The organism is Thioalkalivibrio sp. XN8, assembly GCF_011058255.1.
In the GTDB taxonomy this organism is placed as follows: Bacteria; Pseudomonadota; Gammaproteobacteria; order Steroidobacterales; family XN24; genus XN24.
Genome location: NZ_JAALFH010000062.1, coordinates 108,392 through 133,124, shown reverse-complemented (window position 1 = coordinate 133,124; position 24,733 = coordinate 108,392). Strand labels below are relative to the sequence as shown.

At 58.7% G+C, this 24,733-nt stretch carries 19 protein-coding genes and 2 pseudogenes; 14 read left to right on the top strand and 7 right to left on the bottom strand.

Features of this window, described 5'->3' with window-relative positions:
• The first annotated feature begins 20 nt into the window (after nt 1-20).
• From G6N75_RS09355 to G6N75_RS09340, 4 genes are all read left to right on the top strand, one after another.
• Entirely contained in the window at nt 21-1,094 is a 1,074-nt protein-coding gene (locus G6N75_RS09355) for a GNAT family N-acetyltransferase (RefSeq protein WP_165348083.1), read from the top strand.
• A gap of 13 nt (nt 1,095-1,107) precedes the next feature.
• Entirely contained in the window at nt 1,108-2,211 is a 1,104-nt protein-coding gene (locus G6N75_RS09350) for a Gfo/Idh/MocA family oxidoreductase (RefSeq protein WP_165348082.1), read from the top strand.
• A complete protein-coding gene (locus tag G6N75_RS09345) occupies nt 2,208-3,212 on the top strand; it encodes an NAD(P)-dependent oxidoreductase (protein WP_165348081.1) in 1,005 nt (334 codons plus the stop codon). The genes G6N75_RS09350 and G6N75_RS09345 overlap by 4 nt, the downstream gene beginning before the upstream one ends.
• 712 nt (nt 3,213-3,924) lie before the next feature.
• On the top strand, nt 3,925-5,706 hold the full coding sequence (locus G6N75_RS09340; RefSeq protein ID WP_165348080.1) for a hypothetical protein: 1,782 nt from the start codon (nt 3,925-3,927) through the stop codon (nt 5,704-5,706).
• Nucleotides 5,707-5,830: 124 nt separating this feature from the next.
• Here G6N75_RS09340 and G6N75_RS09335 read toward each other — a convergent pair whose 3' ends face one another.
• Nucleotides 5,831-6,838 carry a sulfotransferase gene (locus G6N75_RS09335; RefSeq protein WP_276611268.1) on the bottom strand — a complete coding sequence of 336 codons (1,008 nt, stop codon included), beginning with the start codon at nt 6,836-6,838 and terminating at the stop codon, nt 5,831-5,833.
• A 963-nt stretch (nt 6,839-7,801) separates the two neighbouring features.
• Between G6N75_RS09335 and G6N75_RS15320 the strand changes: the two are divergent.
• Nucleotides 7,802-7,966: pseudogene (locus tag G6N75_RS15320) on the top strand (IS3 family transposase); the annotation flags it as partial.
• A gap of 286 nt (nt 7,967-8,252) precedes the next feature.
• Here the strand turns inward: G6N75_RS15320 and G6N75_RS09330 are convergent.
• Both G6N75_RS09330 and G6N75_RS09325 read right to left on the bottom strand, forming a co-directional pair.
• Entirely contained in the window at nt 8,253-9,239 is a 987-nt protein-coding gene (locus G6N75_RS09330) for a sulfotransferase (protein WP_165348078.1), read from the bottom strand.
• Between the two features lie 130 nt (nt 9,240-9,369).
• Nucleotides 9,370-10,486: pseudogene (locus G6N75_RS09325) on the bottom strand (IS3 family transposase).
• A gap of 413 nt (nt 10,487-10,899) precedes the next feature.
• On the opposite strand from G6N75_RS09325, the gene G6N75_RS09320 reads away from it, so the two are divergent.
• The 7 genes from G6N75_RS09320 (at nt 10,900) to G6N75_RS09290 (ending at nt 18,579) form a co-directional block, all read left to right on the top strand.
• Nucleotides 10,900-12,360, top strand: coding sequence for a hypothetical protein (locus G6N75_RS09320; RefSeq protein WP_165348077.1), 1,461 nt, complete (start codon nt 10,900-10,902; stop codon nt 12,358-12,360).
• 43 nt (nt 12,361-12,403) lie between these two features.
• On the top strand, nt 12,404-13,189 hold the full coding sequence (gene larE, locus G6N75_RS09315) for an ATP-dependent sacrificial sulfur transferase LarE (RefSeq protein ID WP_206203041.1): 786 nt from the start codon (nt 12,404-12,406) through the stop codon (nt 13,187-13,189).
• A gap of 9 nt (nt 13,190-13,198) precedes the next feature.
• A complete protein-coding gene (larB, locus tag G6N75_RS09310; RefSeq protein WP_165348075.1) occupies nt 13,199-13,867 on the top strand; it encodes a nickel pincer cofactor biosynthesis protein LarB in 669 nt (222 codons plus the stop codon).
• Nucleotides 13,848-15,053: a nickel pincer cofactor biosynthesis protein LarC gene (gene larC / locus G6N75_RS09305; RefSeq protein ID WP_165348074.1), complete on the top strand. Its 1,206-nt coding sequence runs from the start codon at nt 13,848-13,850 to the stop codon at nt 15,051-15,053. Before larB ends, larC begins: the two co-directional genes overlap by 20 nt.
• The gene (locus G6N75_RS15565; protein ID WP_165348073.1) at nt 15,053-16,258 is read left to right on the top strand and encodes a hypothetical protein; all 1,206 of its coding nucleotides are present in this window, start codon (nt 15,053-15,055) and stop codon (nt 16,256-16,258) included. The genes larC and G6N75_RS15565 overlap by 1 nt, the downstream gene beginning before the upstream one ends.
• A gap of 134 nt (nt 16,259-16,392) precedes the next feature.
• Nucleotides 16,393-17,607 (top strand): lactate racemase domain-containing protein, encoded by a 1,215-nt coding sequence (locus G6N75_RS09295; protein ID WP_240901040.1) that lies wholly within the window; start codon nt 16,393-16,395, stop codon nt 17,605-17,607.
• Nucleotides 17,608-18,579 carry a glycosyltransferase gene (locus tag G6N75_RS09290; RefSeq protein ID WP_165348071.1) on the top strand — a complete coding sequence of 324 codons (972 nt, stop codon included), beginning with the start codon at nt 17,608-17,610 and terminating at the stop codon, nt 18,577-18,579.
• 18 nt (nt 18,580-18,597) lie between these two features.
• Here the strand turns inward: G6N75_RS09290 and G6N75_RS09285 are convergent, their stop codons facing one another.
• The 4 genes from G6N75_RS09285 to G6N75_RS09270 all read right to left on the bottom strand — a co-directional run bounded on the left by G6N75_RS09285 (nt 18,598) and on the right by G6N75_RS09270 (nt 22,522).
• A complete protein-coding gene (locus tag G6N75_RS09285; protein ID WP_165348070.1) occupies nt 18,598-19,095 on the bottom strand; it encodes a GNAT family protein in 498 nt (165 codons plus the stop codon).
• 303 nt (nt 19,096-19,398) lie between these two features.
• Nucleotides 19,399-20,469, bottom strand: coding sequence for a peptidoglycan bridge formation glycyltransferase FemA/FemB family protein (locus tag G6N75_RS09280; protein WP_165348069.1), 1,071 nt, complete (start codon nt 20,467-20,469; stop codon nt 19,399-19,401).
• A complete protein-coding gene (locus G6N75_RS09275) occupies nt 20,466-21,560 on the bottom strand; it encodes a DegT/DnrJ/EryC1/StrS family aminotransferase (protein WP_165348068.1) in 1,095 nt (364 codons plus the stop codon). Before G6N75_RS09275 ends, G6N75_RS09280 begins: the two co-directional genes overlap by 4 nt.
• Nucleotides 21,557-22,522, bottom strand: coding sequence for a glycosyltransferase family 2 protein (locus G6N75_RS09270; protein ID WP_165348067.1), 966 nt, complete (start codon nt 22,520-22,522; stop codon nt 21,557-21,559). The genes G6N75_RS09275 and G6N75_RS09270 overlap by 4 nt, the downstream gene beginning before the upstream one ends.
• A 139-nt stretch (nt 22,523-22,661) precedes the next feature.
• On the opposite strand from G6N75_RS09270, the gene G6N75_RS09265 reads away from it, so the two are divergent.
• Both G6N75_RS09265 and G6N75_RS09260 read left to right on the top strand, forming a co-directional pair.
• On the top strand, nt 22,662-23,576 hold the full coding sequence (locus G6N75_RS09265; protein ID WP_165348066.1) for a glycosyltransferase family A protein: 915 nt from the start codon (nt 22,662-22,664) through the stop codon (nt 23,574-23,576).
• A gap of 22 nt (nt 23,577-23,598) precedes the next feature.
• Nucleotides 23,599-24,714, top strand: a complete 1,116-nt coding sequence (locus tag G6N75_RS09260; protein ID WP_165348065.1) for a hypothetical protein — start codon at nt 23,599-23,601, stop codon at nt 24,712-24,714.
• Nucleotides 24,715-24,733 lie beyond the last annotated feature (19 nt).

The window sequence follows — 24,733 nt, the reverse complement described above, 5'->3', positions numbered from 1 at the left end:
TGCTCGAGGATTGGCGAGGCGTGAGATACAGGGTCATTCACGGGCGAGAGCTCGATGCCGGACTTGCCGACCGTTGGGGCAGCCTCCAGCGATCCGATCCCCAGTTCGCCAGCCCCTATTTTCGCCCGGAGTATGCCCAGGCCGTTGCGGCCACCCGGAACGACCTCAGGATTTGCTTGCTGGAGGACGGCAACCAGGTCGTCGGCTTTTTCCCGTTTCACCGCAGCCGAGGCGGGGTGGCCCGACCGGCCGGCCTGGGGTTGTCGGACCACCACGGTGTAATCGTGGAACCGGCCGCAGAGTGGCATGCCGCGGACCTCCTGCGGGGCGCCGGCATCGTGCGCTGGGAGTTCGATCACCTGTTGGCGAGCCAGCAGGCCTGGGAAACGTGGCACGCCGGCGTCGAGCGCTCGCCGGTCATCGGCGCGCGGGAAGGGTTCGAGCAATACGAGGCCACGCGCAGCAAGAGCCAGCGCAAGCACCTCCAGGACACCTATCGCCGGGCCCGCAAGCTGGAGCGAGAGCAAGGTGAGTTCCGCTTCGTCGTCAATACTCGAGACGAATCCGTTCTCGACACCCTGGTCGGGTGGAAACGGGAGCAGTGCCGGCGTTCGGGGGTCGTGGACTATTTCGGCCTCGGTTGGACGGTCGAACTGATCCAGCGCATTCACGAGCACGACAGTCCGGACTTCGGCGGGACTTTGTCCGCGCTCCATCTCGGCGACGAGTTGATCGCCGCGCATTTCGCCATGCGATCGCGCGATGTCTGGCATTCCTGGTTTCCGGGTTACGAGGACCACTACCGGAATTACGCACCGGGCCTGGTGCTGCTGGTCGAGATGATCCGCCACGCATGCAACGAAAAGTTTTTGTACATCGACCTGGGCAAGGGTATGGCGCCTTACAAGGAGGCGTTCAGCACGGATGCGGTCATGGTGGCCGAGGGCTGCGCCGTGCGACCGTCGCTGGTCAACCGGGCCTACGAGCTGCGCGCCCGCGCCGAGCGCTGGGGCCGGCAGTCGTCGCTGCGGCCACTGCTCCGGGCGCCGGGTCGCTGGATCAAGCGGCTCGAGCGCAAGTGGCGCTACGATTAGAGAGAACAAGGACGTGACAGAAACTCAAGACGAAGCTGCAGGATTCCATCCCGTCACCCGGCCCCGAGTGGCGCTGGTCGGCGCCGGCAAGATCGCCGAGCAGCACCTGCTGGCGCTGAAAAAGGTTGAGGGCGTGGAACTCGCAGGGGTATGCGACCTGTCCCCGGCGCTGGCGGAATACACGGCGCGATCGCATGGCGTCGAGGCTTGGTTCACCGACTACCACGCCATGCTGGATGCATGCCGGCCCGACGTAGTTCATATCCTGACGCCGCCGGCGACGCACGAGCCGTTTGCCCGCGAGTGCCTGGAACGGGGCCTGCACGTACTCGTCGAAAAGCCGGTTGCGCTGTCGCTACAGGCCTTCGAGGACCTGTGGGCCCTGGCGCGGAGCCGGGGGCTGAGGCTGGTGGAGAACCAGAACTACCGTTTCAATGATCCGATCCAGCGCCTCCGGGCGATTGTCGCCCGCGGGGATATCGGCGAGGTCGAGGAGGTCGAAGTGCGAATGGTGCTTGGAATCCGCGGCGGGGGGCGCTATGCCGACGAGAACCTGCCCCATGCCAGCCATCGGCTCCCGGCCGGAGTGTTGCACGAGTTCATCTCCCATCTCGCGTACCTCCTGCTGGCTTTCATGTCGGACGGCGATACGCGAGAACGGAAGATCTCAGCCGCATGGCTCAACCAGGGTGGCGGCGACCTGTTCAAATACGATTCGCTGGATGCACAGATCATTACCGCCAACGCGCATGGCCACCTGAGGTTCTCGTGCCACCAGTGGCCCGACAGTTTCAGCGTGACGGTGCGCGGCTCCCGGGGCCTGGCGAGCGCCGAGCTGTTCCACCCCTCCGTGCGCGTTGTGAAGGTGCGCCCCGGCGGGCAACACCTCAGCCCGCTGATGAACGGTCTTGCTGAAGCCGGTACGCTGGTGCGCTCGGGGTTCGGCAGCATCTGGCGGAAGATTCGCAACCGCACTGCCTACGAAGGGCTGCAGGCCTTCGTGGCCGGGACTTACGAGGCGATTCGGACTGGGTCCGAGCCGCCCGTCACGTACGGGGACATGGAACGAACGTTGCGTCTGATTGATGACCTGCTTGCCGAGGAGAACAGGCTATGAAACTCCTTGTAACGGGCGCCGGAGGATTCCTGGGCCGCCACGTCGTAGCGGCGGCAACGAAGGCCGGACACGAGGTCCGCGCGGTGGTCAGGCCAAAGTCCCCGGCTTCGGCTGCCTGGGCCGAAGATCCCGCGATCGAGGTTTTTCGCGCCGATCTGCGGACGCGTGCGGGCCTCGGGGGAATCTGCGACGGCATCGACTGCGTCGTGCACCTGGCCGCCGCAAAGAGCGGAGACTTTTATGACCAGTTCGCCGGCACGGTCATCGCGACCGAGAACCTGCTCGGCGAGATGGTCGAGGCCGAGGTGGGGCAAATCGTCTTGACAAGTTCGTTCGCGGTGTATGAATACCTGAGGCGTCCCGCCAGGAGCGAGATCTCCGAGGAGTCCCCGCTCGCGGTTGATCCAGAGGCCCGAGACGAGTACTGCCGAACCAAGCTGCTTCAGGAACAGCTTGTCAGGAAGGCAGCAGAGGAATGGGGCTGGTCACACATGATTCTCCGGCCGGGCGTGATCTATGGACGTGACAACCTGTGGAACGGCCGGGTGGGGTTTCCCATCAACTCCCGCTGGTGGGTTTGCACTGCGCCATTCAGCACGGTGCCATTGACCTACGTCGAGAACTGCGCGGACGCCATCGTGAAAGCGGCGGAGCGCACGGCTGACAATGTGGCCCAAGTCGTCAACGTTGTGGACGACGATCTTCCGAATCACTGGATTTACTTGAGGCGGTTCGCATCGTTGCAGCCTGTAAGGCCGGGGGTAATACCATTGCCTTGGATAGTATTGAGGGTCCTCGCCGGGACGGCGTCTTTCGTGAATCGCCTGGCATTACGGAATAGCGGCAAGCTACCCGGGTTATTGGTTCCCGCGAGAGTTCATGCTCGATGCAAACCGATGCGATATCCTACCAAATATGTAAGACACGTGATCGCGTTCAGAATGAGCTGTGGGTGGGAAGTAGTGGGCAGAAAAGCGGACGGAACATCGTCGACGTCTTGATGGCTACTTCAGTGAAATATTAATAGTGGGTGTGCGGACATCTTGGGAAGCTAGACGATGCCTATTCGGACACTATTCGGAGATAGCAGGTTGAGTAAAATGTCGAGCATCGATGATGCCGTTGGTATTCCGTTCGCCCTGGTCATTACAGTGATGGCCATATGCATCCGCGGGTTTGGGCCTAGACTTAATCTAAGTTGCCGCCATCGTCAAGAGTGAAGCTCCCGCCTCTTGCTGTGTTTTTTGGCGGTATCTGGATCGGCTAGATCTGGTCTGATAAGCGTTGGTAGAGTCGCTCGAACGACCGAGTAGTTTCCAAACCGGCTCTAGGCCTAGGACAGTATCCAAGCCTGTCGATCGTCGCATAGCGCCGGACGATGCTGTTCCCGTCTCGGTTGTCCGCCACCCATGGAGTTTAGGAGTCCCATAACCGCAATCGAGTCCAATTTGAGCCTTCAGTTCCAGGACTTGTGCTAGGCTCTTCAGGAACTGACGGCTCGAAGAAATCTAGCGGCTCCATAGCAGCGACTAATACACTGATACCTGACCGACCGAGGATGGTAGGTTGACCAACAGAGAGGGTTGATTCGCATTCTGTGACGCTGTCCTCATTCCGTAAGCCGATACTGTCGCAGGCTCTTTACTCTTGATAGGTTCGTGTGATTCTTCATCGAAAAGCTGGCCCAAACGCCTTTGTGCGGGAGCTATAGCCATGTTTCCAAGTGTTGTTTACCAGTCACTGTCAAGTTTTGCACCGATTTTCCCCTACGGCACCGTAAGACGCGCCTTAGCCGCGTTCTTTGCCAGCTTGGCATTGTTTTTCAGCGCAGGATCGTTTGCGCAAGCGCCGCCGAACCCCCCAACGCTAATTGCTATCGACGACAGCGAATTCGAAGCAATACATGATTTTACAGGGCTCCCGATCGATCAGTTTGGGTGGACCGATTTTGGTGCGTTGACGGCTTCGGGGTACGACGATGCGCGTGTTGTTTTCGTCTCAAATGAAGGCAGCGACAATCTAGGGAAGGTCTATGGGATCGGTGATCTAACATTTGACGACAAAGGGATGTTTCAGCCAAGGGTACAAGTCAGCGCCTTCGCAACGATCGCCGCCGCCAATGCGCAGATGCGCGAGGGATACCCAGACATTTTACTGTTGCGCCGAGGAGACGAGTGGTCGGAATCGTTTACGAGTTCTAGTGCTGGAAGACCTAAATCCGGCAGGTCAGCATCCGAGCGACAGATTATTGCATCTTATGGCGCCGGAGATCGTCCGCGTCTCTTCCAAGGCTCTATCGATGCTTATAGCAAATCTTATCTTATAGTCACTGGTTTGCATATCTACAATGCCGATTGGACCACCGCAGGCCGGGCCCTTGATGTGAACGGATTTCCTGAACATCAGTTGTATGAGGACATACGTTTTGACCGGAACAGTAAGGACTTGATTCAAGGAGGAGACATTAGAAACGTGGCGATCCGCCGATGTTTCTATTCCCACTATCAAGCTCATGATGGTTTCGTATTTGTTTCCAAGACTAACGGCATGCTGTTCGAGGAAAATGTATTCTACGAGCCCTATCAAAAGAACTATCCAGACGGCTCGAGATTTGGCCGCCATCTCTACTTGTCTCCAACCGTCGAGGTTGGTGGCGCGCAGGACGGATTGAAGAATCTTATTTTGCGGAGGAACGTGTTTTTCAGAGGTGAGCGAGAGGCCGCTGATTTTCGTGCTGGCGGGCTTATCGAGGACAATTTATTTCTTCAAAATGACATCACCATGGTTGGTGGCCGCGGAGGAAGCATCGATTCCGTGCAATCAGCCACAATCATTAATAATGTATTTATGCAAGGGCCCCCTAACATAAATTCATCAAACATTCTTCATCTAATCAACATGGATGGGACCATTGTCAAAGGGAATATCTGGACTGATCCGCGAGGAATTAGCGCTGCGAACGTAATTACCATTACGGGTGTATCTAATACCTATATTCTTCGTAATACCAGTATATTAGAAAACGTCGTTTACAATTATGTTGAGTCTCCTGGTGGCGTCGCTCGCGCTGTAAGTCTCAGTAATGATTTCACCGAAGTCAGAAACGTTTCTATACAAGATAATGAGTTTCAGTTTGGCACGGGTTCTGCCGAGATCATCATGCATCGAGATTGGACCGGTGGAGCCGGAGATCGTTTTTCTGGATTCAGTTATCGGGGAAATAAATACTACAGTGGCGATACATCTGATATCTTCATGCCGGGTGATAATTTTGCGGGATGGCAGAGTGCGAGTGGTGAAACCGAAGCAGAGTTTACGCGTATCAGTTACCCAGATCCGCAGCGAACCATCGATTCTTACTTGAGTGGTCTAGGCCTCAGCGGGGGTGCTGAGGAGTTTGCGGCGCAAGCATTGTCGATGTCGAGAAGTAATTGGAATCCGTCTTTTACGGCCGGCGCTGTAAATGATTATATTCGTGCTGGTTTTGGAAGATAATGAGGCGGAACAACCATTACGTAGATTGCCAAGCGTGTTTCGGGAGAGATCCCTTAGTCATGCTCGACACTATCGTCGAGGCGGCTGCCGTTTTCGCTCTATTATTGAGTCGAGTTAACGAGATCTATTTCAAATGATTGCGGCGAATTTGCTGCATTTTCGCGGTTGTGTACCGTCTTAGGTAGGTGGAGTCAACGAATCTGCCGAATTTGTCCAAGGCCAAAAGGGAAAAACCATATCGGCGTATCGCCCATCTTCGCCTTTTGAATTTATTTTCTTTAATTAATCGGGAGCGAAGGCTGTCTGTTAATTTGAGTGGATTAAGGCCAGATAATGGGTAATCGAAACGTTCGAGAAGGGGGGCGATTTCGGCTTCCGTCGTCCGAATTTCGAATTCGGTCATTTGGCTCTGCCAGCTTTTTGCTCTTTCTTTATTTGGTAGCGCATAGGTACTTGTGCGGCTGAAATTATAGTAGTCGTCAGTGTGCGGGACGTTCAAAAACCGGCTTATCCGTGCCAACTCACTATCCGAATCCGCCACTAGGTTCTCGAACCGGAGTTCCAAGACTTGGCTGCTTTCGGTCGATGAAAGGAGCGTATCGTAAGCTTCGATTGCCGTTTTCCATAATGTTGTTGCGGCCCAAGGGTTGCCGTACCAGCCCATTCCGACACACGAGCTAGCGACGTCGCGTCCGTCCCTTATGAGGTGAATGTACCGTGCTTCCGGCCATATTCGGGGAAGCGATTGGAACCCTTTATGGATAGTCATTCCCACGGTGGTCTTGCCTGTGTTCAGAGCCTTCTGGCGCATGAAGCTCCTTAACAATTCTTCATAAGGTAATGTCCCATCAACCGTGAATCCGCTAGCTCTGAACGCGGGGGAGCGGTTAAGAAAGTCGTGATATTCCCGAAGTCTAGCCCCGACTGGTGGGGAGGCGGAATCCGCAAGCGGATGAGTTATGAAACCAGACTCTGAGTGGAACGCTATCGATGGGTGACTGCTCAACATGAGTCGCAAGAGCGTGGTGCCCGACCTTTCGGCGCCAATCAAGAAGACTGGGCTTTCAGCGAGGGATTGAAGGATCTGACTTTCCAAATCGCGCTCCAACGGTGTGAATTTATACGGACCCATATTGGTTCCGAAAACGATACGACATAAGGCAGGCGAGGAATGTGGAGTCCGTACCATGCATTGTCCGCCTTCAGCGACAGGGGTGTTGGACCCATGCCGGGCACCCCGTCGAGGGCCACAGTGACCCTCCGTCCGGTGAGCGAGAAATCCACCTCAATCAACGGACTCTCTCGACTCAACAGATCGACTACGGTGAGCATACGAAACGTCGGACCGTCGAACAACTGACCATGTACGAAAGCAATGCTCCAGCGCTCTCCTAGGGCTGCGGGCTGGGGCATCGGACCTTTATCCAGGTACATGTGCGTGCGCCGCCGGACCCGCATCCGGAGCTATAGAATCTTGAGCCGCTACAGGCGGCGATTGCGCTTCTTGGTCAAAAATGCCAGACCTTCCGCCGATGCATCAGATGATGCGCTAGAAGCCGAACCGAGGCCGCAAGTCAGCGATCTCCGGGGCCCGACGCGGCAAGGCCGGTTGGTGTTTAGCTTGGATTTTGCGGTGTACATCGAACACGAAGACTGCGCCAATTGGTAGGCCTTACGCGTGCTCTCCTAGTATCACTCCCTGATCTAGCCGACCAGCGCACGGCGCCTGGGCGGCTCCGGAGCTTTTTGCAACGCCTCGCTGGCGATGTCCTTGTCGAAAGTGAGATTCGCCACCACGCGCTTCAATCGAGTGTTATCGTCGCGCGGCTGGGGCGACTCCTGCAACTCGGTCAGATCAAGCTTGGCGTGCTTCTTGTGTTAGATATAGAAGCCCGCCTCGCTCACGCCCAGCGGCCGCCACACGTCCGCAACCGGCGTCCCGTCCTCCGCCTGATGCAGGGGCATATGTGATCTGCTCTTCCATAAATCGCGATTTCTTCATGTACTCATCTCCCCGATGGAGGACCTAAAAAGCAAGTGTAGTCCAGTTATAAACTGTCATCGAAAAGCGGGAAGATATCGCAAACTCGATAGGAGCATGAGTCGTCGCGAGAACCGCAGAGACAATGCCGTGCCGGAGTCATTCGTTGGCAGTTTGAAGAAAGAACGTGTCAAGGAGCGTATCTGCTAGACGAGTGATCTGGCCCGCGCCGATATCGTCGACTAACACGAGGCGATCAACAATTGACAGCTTCGTTAGGGCCATCTTGCGCGTGTTGGCCCGGAGGCCTTTGAGAAGGGCTCATCGTGAATCTCGAAGGTGTCCGGGATGCCCGAGGGCAATCCACTGCCAACGGTGCTGTGTCCGGTCAATTTGGAGTCATCCCAATGGGTGAACTGGTTTGCCCCTTTTTCTTGTTCGATTCATGCTGGAAGCATGCGCAAAAACGTTCGGCAAGTTTAATTATTTGAAACGCGTCGGCGGGACCGTCGCCCCATCCGTGTATCGGGCTTATCTTTGAATCGTGTGGTATTTGGATCGCAACTTACCACCAACCCCCAGCGCTCGCCAGCGTCTGAACCGATTCGCTATCAGCCACGAGATCAATTATTTGGTCACTAATATCTGTAGGTACTCGGGACTTCCATTTGTCACGTTGAGTCTTAGGATTTCTGAATACTGAAAAATAGTTTCGTTTCCGGCCTCTTGGCTTCGCGGCATTCGTACCTCCGTCATTCAGCAGTGAAAGGATGAACCGTTCAACCTCAGGCGCGAAGTCCAGACCGAAATGGCTAAGTATCCGGGATACGTGCGCGAAAGGTTCATCGCAAAGTTGTTCGTAAGTCATCAGCATAGTGTTTGGTCGCAGCTCCAGGGATTCCATTACGGTCTCCACATTGATCCGCCAAACCAGGGCATTTTTTTGGTACTCGTTCATATGAGCAAAATGCGGTGCCAGGCTTTCGTACAGCTTGGGATCGTGCGCGAGTAGCAAGGACGCGAACGCCTGAACACGGCCGGTCGGCATTCTTCCGCTCTCTTGGCCTACAACATGCGAAACCACTGTAGCGCAAGGATGGCGCGCAAGATAAATTAGAGGAATATCGGTTGCCTGGGCGAAACCTCGCGCGGTCATGCTTCCGACATCTTTGAACACTACAGGGGTGCCGCTGGGAGCGCTGTGAGCCGCTGAGTATATGACCCTCAGTGGAGGGAAGCCCCGTGCTGCTCTCCATAACCAAGTTTTTAGACGCTTCCCCTTAGCGTAAGACTTTTTGAAAAAAGGCGGCTTGTCCGTCAGGGGATGCGCGAGAAGCAGGAGATCGTATAGCGTCTTTCGGGCTTCAGTTGTTAAGTGGCCTTCCCTTAACTCCGCCTTGCATTTCTGAATTGTGGCGTCACGTTTCTGGCGCGTGAATGGCTCAAACCGGTACGCGATATCTGGATGTGCATTGATCATCGATCCGAGCCATGTTGTTCCAGATCGGCCCGGTCCAAATATCGCATTGATGTTCGAATTGGTTTCCTGCATTTCGGCGCACCTAATTCAGGATGCTAACTCTCGTGCCGCACTGACCTTGACCTGCCGGGATTCTTCGGGCCATTCGTTTCTGGAAAATGGCTCATCTGAAGCGTTGGCCCTTCCCGGACCACCTCGAAAGTTACTTTCCGGCGGCTATTTCAATTTTTGTTTGTATTAACGTCCCGTTTCGCAGCGAAAATTCTGTTGGCGTCAGGCCCCCGAGAGCCATGTGAGGCCGACCCTCATTGTAGTCCCGTCCCCAAGCTTCAACAGTCGCTGCGGGCTCGTCAACCGACCGGAACCAATTCAGGTTCAGGCACTCCTTGCGGCGCGTCCCATTGAAACTCTCGATGAAGGCGTTGTCCGTAGATTGCCCCTGCCTACCGAAGTCGAGTCGTACATGGTTATGGTACGCCTACAAATCCATCAGGCGCCGGGAAAACTCACTGCCATTGTCCATGAATGCTCGAACCGGCGGGCCGCGGCGCGCCGCTAGGCGATTGCATTCGTCGACCACATTTTCGCCACGAAGTCGTCGCCCAAGGCGGATCACGATCGACTCACGCGTGAACACATCGAGGTTTGTTAGCAACCTGAACCGTGTCCCGTCGGCCAGTTGGTCTGCTGAAAAGTCCATGCACCAAGCCTGGTTGGGCCGCCTCGGCCGGTAAGTCTCGCGACGATGGGTGGCCATCTTGCGCCGCCGCGGCCGCTTGCTGCGCAACTGCAGATGTTCTGCGCTATAGAGACGATACGCTTTGTCCTTGCCGAGTTGCCAGCCCTCCCGTCGCAGCAGGATATGCAGCCGAGGGTAATCGTAACGCACTCGGACGACAGCCAATTCCCCCATCCGCAATGCAACCTCAGGATCCTTGCGCGTGCGGTAGTACTGCACAGTACGGTGCTGTTGGACTATCCGGCAGCCCCGCCGCCGCGCGATCCCAGAGTGGTTTATAATATAGTCCATTGCTTGTCGCTTCAGCGCGGGCCGGGCTATTTTTTGAATTGATATCCTGCAGCATCGCCTTGTCCAGACTCAGCTCGGCGACCAGCCTCTTCAGTCGCGTGTTCTCCTCCTGCAACTGCTTCAGTTCCCGGGCCTGGTCCGACTGCAGTCCCGCGTGCTGCTTCTTCCACCGATAAAATGTCTGCTCCGAGATGCCCGCCTGTCGCGTCAGTTCTCCCACTGGCATCCTGAGCTCCGCCTGCTTCAGCTCGGCCGCGATCTGCTCGACCGAAAATCGCTTCCTCTTCACGGCAACCCCCCCTCCTGTCCCAAGGGTCAGTTTGCCGGAAAACTCACTCAAACAATGGCCCGATTCGGGCAGGGCGCATCATGTGATTCTCTGATAACCAAGAGTCGAGCCTGCTAATGCTATGCCCCCGATGATTGATGACTTGAGTTGACGGTCATTCCGGACTCCGCCCTTCCAATTTTCTGCGTTTCCGATGGTGTTCGGAGGGCGGGACCCACGGGAGCAAGCTGGGTTGTTCTCGACTTTCAGTCTGCACTTAGTAGAAGCTCGACCCCAACGACGTTTTCCGCTTTTTTTTTGCGCGTTATTCGGTAATCTTAAGCTCAATCTCTCAGGGTTGCGCCAGTCCAACTGACTATTGCCATATGCCTAATAGTTTTGCCTACATAGCGCTTTTCAGCTGGCCGTTGGTTATGTTCGCTTTGTTTCGGATGTTGCCAGTTCCGAAGGCCTTGATTCTATCCGTGCTTAGCGGGTACTTGCTTCTTCCATCCAGAACCGTTGTCGATTTGCCGTTGGTGCCGCCCCTTGACAAGGCGTCGGTGATTAGTCTTGTGGCTTTACTTTTGACACAAAGGATGTCGCTTGCCCATAGAGATGCAAGACGATCTTCCATTCGTTCTCTGCGTTCTCAGTCTATGAAGGCTGGTTTACAAGCGGAAGGCGCAAGCTTTAACGGGGTGCCGCTTGGCAGGCCGGGAACGAGGCTTTTTTTCGTATTCTTGCTTGCAGTAGTTTTGTCTCCCTTCTTGACGGTTTTTCGTAATGGCGACGGTGTGACGGCCGGCCCGCGGATCATCTCAGGATTGAGTCTATATGATGGGCTCTCGATGTCCATCAATCTTTTTATCGCGGTGATTCCATTCATCCTCGGATTGCGATTCGTGGCCACCAGGGATGAGCATCGTTACCTCGTCACAGCTCTTGCGGTGGCTGGCGTGGTCTATTCGTTCTTTGTTCTCTTTGAGTTCCGAATGAGCCCGCGACTGCATATCTGGATCTACGGTTTCTTCCAGCACGACTGGGTGCAGCATATACGCGGCGGAGGTTTTCGTCCGATCGTCTTTCTTGAGCATGGGTTGGCGGTCGGTCTTTTCCTTGCTACCGCGCTACTGGCTTCGTCAGGTCAATTCCGTGTGAGGGCGACGGCCGGCTTGGCGAAGGGCCCCTGGGTAGTCGGGGGTATCTGGATCGCGTTGGCCTTATTGCTCTCCCGCAATCTCGCAGCGGTTGTGTTAGTCATGGTATTCGTGCCGGCGGTTCTGCTATTGTCGGTACGCAATCAGCTGCTGCTGGCTGCGTTTGTAGCTGTGACTTTCCTCAGTTTTCCGCTTCTTCGGGGTGTCGGCCTTGTGCCGATTGAGACGATCATCAGTGCCGCGGAAATAGTGGATGAGCGTCGTGCTGCATCGTTACGTTTCAGGCTCTACCATGAGGATGCCCTGCTCGAGCGTGCCCTCGAGAAGCCGCTATCCGGTTGGGGAGGATGGGGCCGTAACCGACTCTACGATGAGGTGTCCGGGCGCGATCTAAGCGTAACGGATGGCGCATGGATTATCGTGATCGGGACGTATGGTTGGATCGGTTACATCGCGCAATTCGGCCTGGTGGCGTTGCCACTCATACTGCTTTGGCGGCAACAACGCCGACAGCAAGACCCTTTCGATCCCGCGACCGCAGCACTGGCGATGATCATTGCGTTGTCATTGCTCTACATGATTCCCAACGATTTCCGGAACCCGATTTTCTGGTTGGTCGCAGGCGCTCTAGCGGGGCGTTGCCAGATTGCCTTGACTGAAAAGAGAGTCCTCCCAACGCGACGTAACTCAGCAAGGCCATCTCGGCTGCCAACGCGTCAACCCCGGCCAACCTGAGCGTATGTGGAACGTAGAAGATTTGGCAGCGGCTGAGATGCGGTTGAACCACTGGTTCACGGCGGCCCCGCGCGTCGCCGTCGCATTCTCTGGCGGCGTGGACTCTGCACTGGTGGCCTTTTGGGCCCGCAGGGCCCTTGGCAAACGCCGAGCAACGGCCTGGACTGGCGACTCGCCCAGCCTGAAGCGCAAAGATCTCGAGATCGCCGAGAAGTTTGCCGCGACCCACGACATTACGCTACAGATGGTGAATCCCCGGGAACTGGATAACCCGGACTACGCGTCGAATCCGCCTAACCGGTGCTATCACTGCAAGAACTCCCTATATTCCGCGATCCGGTCCCATCTCGACCGGGAGACCGGCGAGTGGTGGATCTGTAGTGGGGCCAATCTGGATGACCTGGGCGACTATCGGCCGGGGCTTCAGGCGGCGAGGGAGCGGCATGTTCGCCATCCCTTGCTCGAGTGCGGTATCGGCAAGTCCCTTGTTCGGGAACTTGCGCGAGCGTACGGCCTGAGCATGTGGGACAAGCCCGCCAGCCCCTGTCTCAGTTCCAGGATTCCGTACGGGCAGCCGGTGGACCGGGGCAAGTTGGCGCAGATCGAGGCTGCCGAGGTGTGGCTGCAGGCGCGCGGGTTTGGCGTCTGCCGAGTCCGTCATTACGGCCAGTTCGCCCGGATCGAGATCCCAGGCGAGCGCATTCCCGAGCTGGAGAAGCTCTGGGGCGACGTCCGCCAGGCGTTCGCTCGGGTCGGCTTCCGTCACGTTGAGCTTGATGGCGAGGGTCTTGTCTCGGGCAAGCTCAATCGAGCTTTAGGAATAGTGTGACACCGCACCATGTCTCATCTTGATATTGACCTCGATTTCCAACGCCAGGAACGCATCGGCCTGCCCGAGATCATTTATGGCGCCGGCAAGTTGCCGGAGCAGCTTGTTGAGATAGCGCGTCTGCACGAAGAGCGGGGTCTGAACCTGTTGGTAACGCGGTGCCTGCCCGAGCAAGTCGCGGGCCTTGACGGCATCTACGAACCGGTCTCCCGAACCTTTCGCATGATCCGAACACTTCCGGACCCGCTGCCCGGACGTGTCGCCTTTGTATACGGTGGCAGTTCTGACCTGCCCGTCGTCCGCGAGAGCCTAATCACCCTGGAGTTTCTCGGCGGGACCGCCACCGAGTGCGGGGATTGCGGAGTCGCCGGCCTGCATCGGTTGCTGGCACATCGAAAGACCCTCGATGGTTGCCAGGTGGTCATTTGTTTCGCCGGCTTCGAGTGTGCTTTGCCGTCGGTCGTAGGAGGACTTTTCCCCCAGCCGGTAATCGCAGTGCCTACGAGCGTCGGCTATGGAGTTTCCGAAGGAGGCAGGGCCGCCCTGCATGCCGCGCTGTCGAGCTGCGCGAGCGGGGTCACGGTCATGAACATCGACAACGGCTGCGGGGCCGCTGCGGCTGCGGCCCGAATCCTGCGCCAGCTCAACGGCACGAGCCATGCGGTCGTTGCTGGTTGAGGCCCACGCCGGCATCAGTGGCGACATGTTCGTCGCAGCGGCGGCGGCACTCGCTGACTGTGAGGCAGAGGTCGTCGCCCTGCCCGGGTTGCTCGGGCTGGAGCATGTCCACTGCCGGTTCTCTGAAGTGATTCGAGGATCGTTGGCATGTCGGAAATTCGACGTAGATGACCACAAGCCACGACGAGACAGCCATCATCGTCCGCTTGCGCTGATTCTCGACATGATCGAGCGCGCAGCCCTTGAAGAAGGCATTCGGGTCCGGGCGTCGAAAATGTTCACGAGCCTCGCCATGGCTGAATCACAGCTCCACGGGATGCCGATAGCGGATGTCCAGTTTCACGAGATCGGCGCCGTGGACTCGATCATCGATATTGTTGCAGCTGCAGTATGCATCGAGCGCCTCGAGGTGGACGCGGCTTTTTCAACGCCGATTTGTGTAGGATCCGGGTTGGTTCACACGGCGCATGGACAACTCCCGGTACCCGCGCCGGCTACTGAGCAGCTCTTGCACGGCATGCTGGTGACCCCGGGTGACCTGCCGGGGGAGTGGACGACACCGACCGGGGCCGCGATCCTGCGCGAACTTGGCGTCAGCTTCGACTGGCCGGTGCACACGGTCACGGCGTCTTCTTACGGAGGAGGATCTCTGGATCCTGCCAGCCGAGCGAACGTCCTGCGCCTCCGACTGGCGCAGGCGCATGATGGTCCTGGTTCCATTCTTCTGCGAGACGAAGTGTTTGAGCTCCGTTGTAACATCGACGACTGTACCGCAGAAATGCTTGGCGGCGGCTTCGTCTCCGACCTCCTCGAGCGTGGCGCGCTCGACGTGGTGATTTTCCCCGTGACGATGAAAAAAGGCCGGCCGGGATATGTGCTTGAGGTCTTGGCAGGCAACGAAGGTGCCGAAAATCTAGCCAGCTATGTGCTCGAGCACACCAGCACCATCGGGATTCGCCTGAGACAGGTCCCCAGGTTGATGCTCCGTCGCCGGCGCTGCAAGGTCCATACGCCATTCGGCAAGGTCGAAGTCAAGGTCTCGATGCTGCCGTCTGGCAGCGAACGCGTGAACCCCGAGTACGAATCATGCCGTGAGCGGGCGCGCGTGGCGGGCGTTCCTATACAAGAGGTTTACGCAGCCGCGCTGCGCGCTGAGCGGCCCGAAAATCTCGGAGGTTCCGACTAGTGTCATCCACGCGACCCGCCAAAGGCGAGTTGCCCATTGCCATTGTGCTGGGAGGTGACGTCAACGGCCTGGGACAGGTTCGTGCATTGGGCCGTGCCGGCATACCTGTCGTGGTGGTCTGCACGGACCTGGCTGAGCCAGCTGCCCATTCACGTTACGCCACCGCGGTGACGGTGGCGAAAGGGGAGGACTACGACTCGCGCCTGGTGGATGCGCTGCGGTCGATTGCTGCGGGGTCGCCGGCGCTACCGCCGTTGTTCGCAAGCAGCGACGCCTACGTCGAGTTCATCGCCAGGAACCGTCGAGACCTGGCTGAAGTTTGCGCCTTTAATGTAGTTGATGATGCCACGCTCCAGGAAATCACGGATAAGGTGGGCAGTCACGATCTCGCCCAACGTTGCGGGCTGAAAGTGCCACGCTTGGTTCCCTTGCCCCGCTTCGCAGAGAATCCGTCTCTGGCAAGCAGCTTCTCTTTTCCCGCTCTCGTCAAGCCGCGCGATTCCTACACGGTCGAGTTCCCGTGGAAGAACAAGGTTGTGGCTGGTCCGGAGGAGCTAGCGCGGCTTTTCCGAGGGTCCCCGCAACTCGTCCCACACGCCCTGTTGCAGGAGATCATTGCTGGACCGGAGGACGGCATTTTTCAGTGCAACGTTTACATCGGCCGCCATGTTTCGACGCAGGTGTGCACGGTGCAGAAGATTCGCCAGCAACCCGTTGATTTCGGCACGATGTCGTTCGGCCGGACGCGATGGATGCCAGACTTGGTCACGGACACCCTGCGATTGCTCAACTCCGTGCAGTACACCGGATTCGCCTCGGTGGAGTACAAGAAGAATCCGCATGACGGTCGATATTATCTTGTGGAGATCAATCCCAGGCTTCCCTGGTACAACAGCCTATTCACGGCATGCGGAATTAATTTTCCTCTGATTTATTTCCAGGACGTGACGGGCCAAGGCGCTGAGATCGGCCCTATTCGTCAACGAGACAGCGTCTATTGGCTGCATCTTAGAAACGAGTTACGTGGCGCCTGGGAGCGCAAGAAGCGAGGCCAATGGTCTCATGCTTTCCGCGGTCTGGTCAGTATTCGAAGGGCGCGGGCCTTCGGCCTGTTCTCACTTGGGGATTTAAGGCCCTTTTTTGTTGGATACGGCAATTACTTTCGGGAATACTTCGGCGCCGGGGCAAGATCGAAGAGAGCGTAAACATGGTTGCAGGAAGCCACGACCCGAAATCGAACCTAGTTGCCCAAGAAGTTGTACTTCAGACCGGCTCGTGGTGTTCGGATTCTGAGGTTACCTTGAACTTGCCCACGCATTGGGACATTACGATCCACGACATGAGTCACCGTGTGCCATTGGGCCCGGAAGACATCAGGGCCAAGCTTGCCGGTGTGCGGGAGTTCCTTGGAAAGCGGGACGTCGGGCCGGGGCAACGCAAGGTCTCGATTGTCGTTGACGATCATTCGCGACCGACACCCGTGAGCGCGATCTTGGGTCCTTTGCTTGACGAGATGTTTGCGAGCGGCATCAGCCCTGGCAATGTCAAGGTGTTGGTTGCAGTAGGAACGCACGAGTTCGACGACCGCCGGATTCTTGATCGTAAGCTGGGGGGCATTCCCGCAGGCGTTGAAGTAATCGTTCCGGACTGTCGGGATGCATCCCAGTTTGCCGACTGTGGGAAACTGCCGGCGGGCGTGCCTGTCCGGATTCACAAGGACTTCGTGGCGGCCGACGCCAGGATCGCGATCAGCGGCGTGTATCCCCATGACGAGGTGTCGTTCAGCGGCGGGGCCAAGATCCTGATCGGAATACTTGCGCTGGAGACGATTTCCGGTATCCATCGCCGGCATGGGCTGCTGCAGCGGGGCGGCGAAGTAGACACCGCTTTCCGGCAGGACCTGGAGGATCTCGCCGACCTGGTTGGGCTGGGATACAGCGTCAATTGTGTCGTCAACCAGGACAAGCAGGTCGCATCGTTGCATTGTGGGGATTTCCGGCAGGCTTTCCGCGCCGCCGTGGTGGATGCGAGGGCCAGTTTCGCCACAGTGCCTGATACTGAAGCGGACGTCATTATCGCCAGCGCCTATCCCATGGACACCGCGCTTTGCGTCCTAGGGAAGAGCAGGTGGTGTTTCCGCTACGCAAAAAAGGATGCTTGCCGCATTCTGGTCACTGCGCTGTGCGACTGTCCGCTGGGCCGGGTCCCCCTGGCGTCGAGCGCCAGGGAGCGGATGGTCCAGGCGCTCAAACGTCGCTCGGGTGCCTCCGCTCTGAAGCGGTGGCTGAAGGAGCAACACCGGCGGTGGGAGCTCAGGCGCGATCCGGGCCGGAGATGGGATTCGGGCCATGTCATTTTCGTCCCGTTTGTGGAGGACTCAGTGCGGCTTCGACCGGACCTGGTCGATGGAGCGCCGGTCTTCTACGACTGGAGCGCGCTCGTCCGGGATATTGGCGAGCGCATCGGTCCAGGCAGGCGTGCCAGGGTGTCAATCTACCGCTGCGCTCCGATGCTGTTCCCTGTCCAATCATCTGTTGATCGAGGGGAGTTTTGAGTGGCGACGGAGCAGCTTGGCTTCGTGGTTATCGGGCGCAACGAGGGACCCAACCTCGTTGACGCTCTTAAGTCGCTGCCGGCGGATGTGGAAGCCGTCGTCTACGTGGACTCCGGCTCCACCGACGACAGCATAGAAATTGCCACGAGCACCGCTGTTATGGTGCATGAGCTCGACCCGAGTGAGCCGTTCTCTGCCGCAAGGGCAAGGAAGGAGGGTGTCGAGAAATTGCTGGAGCGACATCCCGAGTTGCAAATGATCCAGTTTCTCGATGGGGATTGTGTGCTTGAGCCCGGCTGGATTCAGGCTGCAGCCGACTTCCTGGGCGATAACCCCTCCGTGGGAGTAGTGTGTGGGATGCTGAGGGAGCGTTATCCGGAGGCTTCCATTTACAACCGCTTTAACGCGTCGAGATGGCGCTCACTCCCTCTCGGCGACATCGCCGGAAGTGGCGGAATCTTTCTTGCACGGAGAGAGGCTTACGAGAGCGCAGGCGGTTTCCGGTCCGAGCTGCTCACCGGCGAGGAACTGGATTTCTGTAACCGGGTACGTGAGGCGGGCTACCGCATTGCGCGAATCCCGGTTCCCATGGCGGACCACGATTCGCAACTGCTTCACTTCAGCGAATGGTGGTCGAGGGCTGTCTGGGGAGGTCGGGGAGATGCGTTACAGCTGGATGTTCTCGGCGAGGCATCATGCGCACGCCTGCGTCGGGAGGTCCGCAGTGTGGTGACGTGGGTTTTGGTGGTGCCCTCGGTCGTTTTGGCGGGTGCCATACTGTCGCTGTGCGATGCCCGTTTCCTTTTGGTGGTGGCGATGGCGCTGGCCGCATACGCGGTGCTCGCCGCGAGAATCATGGCCGGGCAGGTCAGGCGGGGCGACGGGTGGGGCGAGGCATTCAATTATTCAATGCTGGCGGTGCTCAGGAAACTGCCGTACTCGCTTGGCTTTCTCGAAGAACGACGTCGGTAATTGGTCGGTTCTTTGTCGTTAGATCGGGCCAGTTTGATCATAGAGCGCCCATTCGCGAGTGATCGGTTTCATGGTGGCGATCGGGTGGTATCCGGCCTTCTGCAGGCTGCGTCTTGAGGGCTTGTTGTACAACGCGCAATCGGCATAAACCCGGTCCTCCGGGGCCAACTCCGAATGCATGATGTGCCTGTGCATTGAGGGGCTGATGCCCTGGCCGCGAAACTCGGGGTAGGTTCGGCCGCGGAAAATCACCATGTCGTTTTCTCTGATTGGCACGAACCAGTGCCGAAACTGTTTGCCACGCCGCGAGTGCCTGACTCCCGCCACCGCGCCATTGACCGTTGCCACCCAGAGCACGGATCCATCCTGGACCTCGGCCAAGTCTTGTGCGAAATGCGCTTCACTCTCCCTCTCCACGATGGCGGCGGCGACGGGAGGAGGGATTACCTCGATCTCGCGATAAGCCATAAATTCGGCGGTCGGGTGTTTTTCGGGTCCATAGGGGCCCTCTCTCATGAAAACAATGTGGTTCCCCCGAAACCGCCGACGGTACCAGATGCGGAGTTTCCGGGCTGGGCTTCTTGCCAGGGCAACGAAATATGAAGAGAGGCTGGCTAAGCTCACGACAACTCCGACCAATAACGCCGTTTCATGTTTTTATGTCCCGATCAGCCCCGACCAGGGAGGCTCCGAAGTATAGGTGGATTCGGAGCAATCCGCCGATGGCCGTGGCCGGAGCCAAGAAGTCCACTGTATGTCTTCCGCTCATTGGGTTCAGGCTGGACCATGACGCGGCAGCGGCCGGTACCGTCTACTTTTTTACCATGGCATTTTTGGGGCCAGACCGACCTGCCGTGCAATACGCTTGACAACCTTTCGTGCGATCGGTCTCGACCAGGCGAAGGTTGATGCGTTGGCCCGTAAACCGGGAAGGGGTCCGTACCATTTTCGGATCGGGGCCGGCCAGGTTTTTAATTCCGGGGCAACCCGCGTCTTGAATCGTGTCAGCCCGTCTTGCTGCTGCAACGAGATTCCGAGCATGTCGTATAGCGAACAGCCGTGGTCCCGGGCCCATTTCATAGCCTCGTAGTGCAACAGGTAATTCGCCGCGAGCTTGCTTGCCGCGTCGCTTCGGTCGGTGCCTCCCCAGCCATAGAGCATGTGATCGCCGACGATCGCATTCAGGATCGCTGCTACTGGCTTGCCGTCGTGAACAGCGATGAACTGCTGCACCCGCCCACCATCGGCGAACAGTGACCAGATGTAGTTGTAGTAACTGCGGGGGAAGATAGGAAAGCCGTGATGCTCGGCGGTCATCTGGTGTAGGGCGAAGAATTCTTCGAGTGTGTCAGCGCCACCGACTGACACTACAACGCCGGAGCGCTTTGCGAGACGCGTCTTGTAGCGGCCCTGCTTGGCCATGCGAGCAAGCAAGTCCTCGTCCGAAAAGCCGAGGCGCGCAACCGTCGTGGTCTGCCGCCCCACCCAGGACTCGTCCTCGATGAATCCGTCCATTTCGAGGGCGGCCCTCGCATTCGCCTGGAGGCAGAACGTCTGGACACGCAGCGAAACCGCTCTGGCCTCTTGTGCCACCTCGTCGAGCCGCTCGACGACCGCAGCGAGGACGTCGGGATCATCTTCCCGGGCCAGCGGCCCGCGTTGCAGCACGCCGAACGTCCCGATCGGCGTGCGCCGAAACAGGACCTGGGCTCCGCCCACAATCTGCCCGGATGAGTGGATTACCACCCGCTCGCATGAGAACCCGTAGGCTAGGCGCATGCGCGCATACATGCTCGTCTGTTCGTGATGCCCGAGCGGGTTTCGGCTCACGAAGGCGTCCCATTCCAGCTCCTCGGACGTCAGGACGCTTGAGTTGGTTTCAGTGGTCATAGCTGCTTCAATCGCGTTGCGAGCGCGTTCGGATCCATATACTGGTGGATCGGGAAACACACCAACCTTCCCCAAAGGCGCATCGCGGCGGCGTCCTCGGCGACGATGTCCAGCGGGAGCGTTGGCCAGGAGTGGATGTCGATGCCTGCCGCGTGGCCTTTTTGAAACCATTGCCGCGCCTCGCTTGGGTCCGAGACCAGCGCCGGGAATACCAGCGGCATGGATCCCGGGTCCGCGCATTCGAACACTGGCTCGAGGCCCCGGGTCTCGGCCCATTCAGACCAGACCTCGAAGATCGCCTGGCGCTGCTGCCGGATTGAGGCCAGGTCCTGCGTCTCGAGCATCGCCGCGGCATTTGAGTCCATCCCGTAATCTTCCGCGAGGGGCGGGTCCCGATACGCGTACTGGGAATGATAGGGTGGAGCGGGTCCGCGGCGTCGCCGGAGTTCGCGCCGGCTGGCCAGCCAGCGAGGGGACTGCCGGGCATGACTTGCCAACCACGCCCTGAGCCGGTTCCTTGGGTCTGGCTGGGGTGCCAACTCGGGAAGATCCATCTGCCATTCGTTCCCGAGATGCAGGTATGCGCCATTCCTGACCGGAAACGATTTTCGCGGCGCGGTAATTCCCATTGCTCCGAACGTGCCCAATAGTCGCCCGTTCCAGGTGGCCCCGAATCCGTGCGCGTTGTCTTCGATCAGTAACAGGCGATGGCTTTTGCAGAACGCGTTTCCGGGGGCCAGGTCGTTGGGCTGGCCAAAATAATGGACCAGCACCAGTCCGCGTGATCGCTCTGACACATTGGCCTCGACATCCGACCATATCGGCCGCAATGAGGAGTCAACCGCATAGTAACTCGTCTCGATCCCGAGCTCCTGCAAGGGATGCATCAGCGATTCACAAATGAATGCGGGTACCAGCAGCTCGTCGCCCCGCTGCAGGCCCACCGCCAGCAGCCCATACTTGAACGCAGTCCGAGCGTAGGCGAAGGCGTAAGGCGACTCCGTCGACCGAACCACTTGGCGAGTCGAGTGGTCCGGACCCGGTTTGCCCGGATGACGGTCGAACCGTCTGAAGTCGCTGACTGACATCATCGAGTCCCGTTCCTTGCCGATGTGGCGGCGACAGCGACCTGCGCCGGCGCGGGCAATCGAAATTTGGGCGCTCGAAGCCGACCTGCAAGGGTCGGATAGGGTCGGCCCCTGGTCCTCTCGATGACGGCGCGAGCGCACATCAGCACGAGCTCTCCGGCTTCCATTACCAAAGCCGCCGGCCAGCCGTGATGCTTAACCATGTAGTACATCCGGCTCCGGAAGTAGTGATCGGAAATCGTGCCCCACATCATCGCGTCGCCGGTCTTCTTTGCCGATGCAGCGTTCACGTGCTCGCAGACCGCTTGGCCCGAAGTCCAGACCTCCCACCCGGCTCTGTGCGCCCGGGCGCAGAGGTCGGATTCCTCGAAATAGAGGAAGAATCGCGGGTCGAATCCCCCGATCTCCTTGACCATCGACATCCGGACCAGCATGACAGAGCCGCAGATCCAGCTCGTCCGGCGCGGCAACTCCCCCGGCTGCACATGGCGCATCCCGCGGCTCGCCCATCCGGGGAAGGCAGGTTTCCACATCACGGTCCATGGCGTCGGCAGGGCCCCGGAGGGCTGCAGCTGCCCCGATGCCTCGACCACCGCGGGACCCAGGATGCCGATGGACGGCCGGGACTCCATCAACGCCAACATGGCCTGAAGCGCAGGCAGGCCGCAGACCGCGTCCGGATTCAGAAAGAGCACATAGGGCGATGCGACGTCGCGTAACGCGATGTTGCATCCCTTGCCGAAGCCCACGTTTTCGTGGCCTCGAACCAGGCTGACCCAGGGATGGTACTCGGCCACGAAGTCGGCGGTCCCATCCGAGCTGGCGTTGTCTACAACGATGGTCCTGATGCCCATCGATTCCCGGGCCCGTTGCAGGGCGTCGAGCGTGCGGCCGATCGTTTCCCTCGACTGGTAGGACACGAGGACCACCGATACCTGGGGCTCTCTGGGGTTCAGATCGGTCAATTTGATGTGTCCCTGTCTGTCTTGGCAACCAAGCGGTCTTGCTATTATCCGGGCGACTGAGATCTGAACTTAGAGCCAGTTAACATTATGGCCGGATGGTTTGAAATACTGTGTTTCGAAAGGAGATTTTGGAGTACCGATGGCTACACGCGAAAGGCGCTACGTTCTCGTCTCGCCATGCAGGAACGAGGCCAGGTACATGCGCCGGACTCTCGACAGTGTCATCGCCCAGTCCGAGCAACCGGCCAGGTGGGTGATCGTGGACGATGGGTCAACCGACGAGACGCCGGCGATTCTGCGGGAGTATGCGGAAGCACATCCCTGGATAGAAGTGGTTACCCGGGAAGACCGGGGGCACAGGGCCGTCGGTCCCGGGGTCATCGACGCGTTCTATGCCGGTTACCGGACATTTGATCCAGAGGACTTCGATTATCTTTGCAAGCTCGACCTCGACCTGGAGCTGCCGCCGCGATACTTTGAGTTGCTGATGAGACGCATGGAGGCAGATCCCCGCATCGCGACCTGCAGCGGCAAAGCCTACATCGAGCGGGACGGGGAATTGGTGTTCGAACGTCACGGGGATGACACGTCGCTCGGCATGACGAAGTTCTACCGGGTCTCGTGCTTCGAGGCGATCGGCGGGTTCGTGCGCGAGGTCATGTGGGACGGCATTGATTGTCACATGTGTCGAATGCGAGGCTGGGTGGCTTGCAGCTGGGACGAGCCGGAGCTCCGGTTCGTCCATCTCCGGCCGATGGGCTCCAGTCAGCAGGGCATCCTGACCGGCCGGATGCGGCACGGCTACGGGCAGTATTTCATGGGCACAGGATTGCTTTACATGATGGCCAGCGCGGCGTTTCGGCTCAATGAGCGGCCCTACGTTATCGGCAGCATGGCAGTGCTCTGGGGCTGGATTCGTAGCGCCTTGAGGCGGCTTCCTCGCTACGAGAACCCGGAGTTCCGCAAGTTTCTCAGGGAATATCATTGGCATGTCCTGACCAGGGGCAAGCGTCGTGCCGTGGCTCAGCTCGCGGTCTCCCCAGGGTCCCGGTAGGCTGCCGTCGAGGTCTTCGCTCATGATCATCCGTCCCTTGGAAGGCAAAGACATTCCCGAAGTGGCGGCTCTTTATCAGAGAATCATCCGCCGGGGCACGGGGCCGGCGCCGGCGGGCCTCGAGAGCGAGTTCCGGAAGCTCTTCATCGAGGCGCCGGTTTGCGCAGCGGATCTTCCCTCGCTGGTCCTGGAGGCCGGCGGTGAGGTTGCAGGATTCCAGGGCGTACAGGTCCGGGAGTTCGAGTTTGATGGCGTGCGCCGCAGGCTTGCGTCGGTTGGGCCCGTGTTCGTGGTTCCCGAGCTCCGCACCAAGGCTGCGGGCGCCCAGCTCATCAAGGCAGCCGTACAGGCGGGACAGGAGCTGACCCTTTCCGATGGTGCGGGCGCCGGCGTCAGCAAGCTTTGGGAGCTGCTCGGGGGCAAGGTGGCGGTCCCGCAGAGCATCGAATGGACCATTTCGCTCCGCCCGGCAAGAGCGGCAACAAAGTCTTTGGCCAGACGCCGGCGCAGGGCCTTCCGTTTCCTTGCGCGCGCCCTGCACCCACTGGCTGTGGTGGTCGATCGATTGGCCGACGGGCGCTGGAACAAGGCTTTGCACAGGCCCCCTGTTCCGTTGCCGGAGGCAACGCCGCTGTCCGCCGGAAGATTCGCAGAGCTTGCGGCAACCGTGGATACCGGGGTCCGGCTCCGGATGGTGTATTCCCCGGAGCTCGTGGATTGGATCTTTCGCCAGCTGACGGCGTACTCCTATTTCGGCGAAGCGGTGGCCTGCGAGGTAAAGGATTCGCGCGGCGTGATCGGCTGGTTCATCGGCCAGGCCCGGCCCGACGGGGTGTTCCAGGTGCTGGACCTGCAAGCTGTCCCCCGCAGCTTGCCCCGTGTTTTCGCGGCCCTGATGGCAGAGGCGGCGCGCAGGGACGTACACGCGGTTAGCGGTCGGATCGATGGCCGGGTCGCCGATGTCCTGGCCTCGTATCGCTCGCGCATATCGTTCGGCCACCGGGTACTGGTCCATTCCGGCAACAAGGAAATCCTGGACGCGGTGCTGACCCTCGACAACAACATTTCTCGCATCGAGGGCGAGTGGTTGATGGGCATTCGCTTCGAACCCTTTGAAGAGGCGCCCGGGAACAACTGACCACCAGCACGATTTGACG

Bases quoted from the DNA above. Each gene is read 5' to 3' on its own strand.
- G6N75_RS09295 (WP_240901040.1), top strand. From the start codon at position 16,393: ATGAGTCACCGTGTGCCATTGGGCCCGGAAGACATCAGGGCCAAGCTT.
- larC (WP_165348074.1), top strand. From the start codon at position 13,848: ATGCGGTCGTTGCTGGTTGAGGCCCACGCCGGCATCAGTGGCGACATG.
- G6N75_RS09330 (WP_165348078.1), bottom strand. From the start codon at position 9,239: ATGCAGGAAACCAATTCGAACATCAATGCGATATTTGGACCGGGCCGA.
- G6N75_RS09260 (WP_165348065.1), top strand. From the start codon at position 23,599: ATGATCATCCGTCCCTTGGAAGGCAAAGACATTCCCGAAGTGGCGGCT.
- G6N75_RS09345 (WP_165348081.1), top strand. From the start codon at position 2,208: ATGAAACTCCTTGTAACGGGCGCCGGAGGATTCCTGGGCCGCCACGTC.
- G6N75_RS09335 (WP_276611268.1), bottom strand. From the start codon at position 6,838: ATGGGTCCGTATAAATTCACACCGTTGGAGCGCGATTTGGAAAGTCAG.
- G6N75_RS09265 (WP_165348066.1), top strand. From the start codon at position 22,662: ATGGCTACACGCGAAAGGCGCTACGTTCTCGTCTCGCCATGCAGGAAC.
- G6N75_RS09275 (WP_165348068.1), bottom strand. From the start codon at position 21,560: ATGATGTCAGTCAGCGACTTCAGACGGTTCGACCGTCATCCGGGCAAA.
- G6N75_RS09340 (WP_165348080.1), top strand. From the start codon at position 3,925: ATGTTTCCAAGTGTTGTTTACCAGTCACTGTCAAGTTTTGCACCGATT.
- G6N75_RS09320 (WP_165348077.1), top strand. From the start codon at position 10,900: ATGTTCGCTTTGTTTCGGATGTTGCCAGTTCCGAAGGCCTTGATTCTA.
- G6N75_RS09280 (WP_165348069.1), bottom strand. From the start codon at position 20,469: ATGACCACTGAAACCAACTCAAGCGTCCTGACGTCCGAGGAGCTGGAA.
- G6N75_RS09285 (WP_165348070.1), bottom strand. From the start codon at position 19,095: ATGAGAGAGGGCCCCTATGGACCCGAAAAACACCCGACCGCCGAATTT.
- larB (WP_165348075.1), top strand. From the start codon at position 13,199: ATGTCTCATCTTGATATTGACCTCGATTTCCAACGCCAGGAACGCATC.